The following is a 1,560-nucleotide window of genomic DNA, read 5'->3' on the forward strand; positions in this document are numbered from 1 at the left end:
GCTCCAGCCCGGCCAGTGCGCGCAGCAGGCTCGACTTGCCGGTGCCGCTCGGGCCGATCAGCGCGACGATTTCGCCGCGCCCGACCGACAGCGAGACATCGGCGAGCACGGTATTGCGCCGCTCGCCGTCGTAGCCGAGCGTCAGATGGCGGGCGTCCAGCAGCGGGCGCGTCATGCGGCGATGCTCCGCGTCCGTGCGGCGAGTTGCGCCTTCAACTGCACGACGCTCGGCGTGACGATCGGAATGAACGCCGCTTCGCGCCAGCGTCGCTCGAAGCCGAGCCCCGCATCGCGCAGATAGCCGCGGCCGCCGCTCGCCTCGAGTTCGAGGTTCACGGCCGTGCCCACGTGCGTCGCGAGCGCGATGCGCAACTCGAACAGGCGGTCGGGATGCAGGCGCAGGCTGCCGTCCGCGATGCCGGTGGACAGTTGCGCACACGCGGCAGCCAGTTCGGCCGCGCAGGATTCGACTTCGGGGCCGAGAATGCCGCGCGTCGTTTCCGCCGCGCGTCGCGCTTCGGCCAGCGAGCGCCGCGCGAGCCCGATCGACAGCCCGCACTGCAAGCCGAGGAATGCCGGTCGCACAGCGGACAGGAAGGTTTGTGCGTCCGGATGGATCAGCCACGCGGCGTCGCCCGGTACGGCGTCGAGGTGCAGCGCGGCGGTGTTGCTGCCGCGCAGCGCGATCAGGTCGAGATCGGGGCTGCGAGTCAGGCCGGGCGCGTCATCCGGAATCGCGACGATCGCGGACGGCCGGCCATCGCCAAATGCCACCGCTGCCGCCACCACGAACCGTTCGGTGCGCAGGTTCGTCACCCACGCCATCCGGCCGGTCATCCGCCAGTCGTCGGCGCGTTCCGCGTGCGGCGTCGCGTCGATCTGAAGCGACTCGATGCCGGACAGATATTTCATCGCATTCGACAAGCCGCTGGCGCCGGCACAACGGCCGTCGAGCAGCGCCGGCAGCCATCGCTCGCGCAGCGCGGTATTCGGGCTTTGCAGCAGGTATTCGATGAAGCTGCGCTGGCCCCACAGCACGAAGGCCGCGGTCAGCGAATGCTCGGCCACCGCGGCGATGCCGGCAATGGCGTCCGCGGTCGTGCCGCCCGCGCCGCCGAGGCTCGCCGGCACGCCGGTCCGGAACAGTCCGGCGTCCGCGAGGCGCGGCACGATTTCCGCTTTCAACGCGGCGCTCGTGTCGAGCTGCGTGGCGTTCGCGTCGAGCCAGTCGACGAGCGATGCGTCGAGCGCGGGCGCCGTCAGGCGGCTTGTGTCCGGGGTTCCCATCGGTATGCCGCCAGTTCGGGGTTGAGTTCGTTGCGCGCCAGATTGTTCGCGAAGTTGCACAGCGTCGCGAGGCTCACGCCCAGCACCACTTCGAGCGCGTTCGCTTCGGTGAAACCGACGGCCAGGAACGCGTCGAGCGCGTCGTCGGTCACGGCGCCGCGCGTCGCGATCACGGCGCGCGTGAAAGCAGCGACGGCTTCCAGCCGCGGCTCGGCGACCGGCTCGCCGTCGCGCAGCGCATCGACGTCGGCGCGCTCGACCTGGGCTTTTTTC

Annotated in this window: 3 protein-coding genes; all 3 read right to left on the bottom strand. The window is 70.8% G+C overall.

The genetic code is table 11. The features are described 5' to 3' along the window. A partial coding sequence (locus JMF90_RS36550) for an ATP-binding cassette domain-containing protein (RefSeq protein WP_201326296.1) occupies nt 1–175 on the bottom strand: 175 nt, incomplete at its 3' end. Continuing rightward, entirely contained in the window at nt 172–1,287 is a 1,116-nt protein-coding gene (locus JMF90_RS36555) for an acyl-CoA dehydrogenase family protein (protein ID WP_011549903.1), read from the bottom strand. The genes JMF90_RS36555 and JMF90_RS36550, both read right to left, overlap by 4 nt. After that, nucleotides 1,260–1,560: carboxymuconolactone decarboxylase family protein (locus tag JMF90_RS36560; protein ID WP_374104331.1), on the bottom strand; the 301-nt coding region annotated here is incomplete at its 5' end. The genes JMF90_RS36560 and JMF90_RS36555, both read right to left, overlap by 28 nt.

Origin of the sequence: Burkholderia sp. E168m23, from assembly GCF_016586125.1 — a bacterium.
GTDB lineage: Bacteria > Pseudomonadota > Gammaproteobacteria > Burkholderiales > Burkholderiaceae > Burkholderia > Burkholderia orbicola.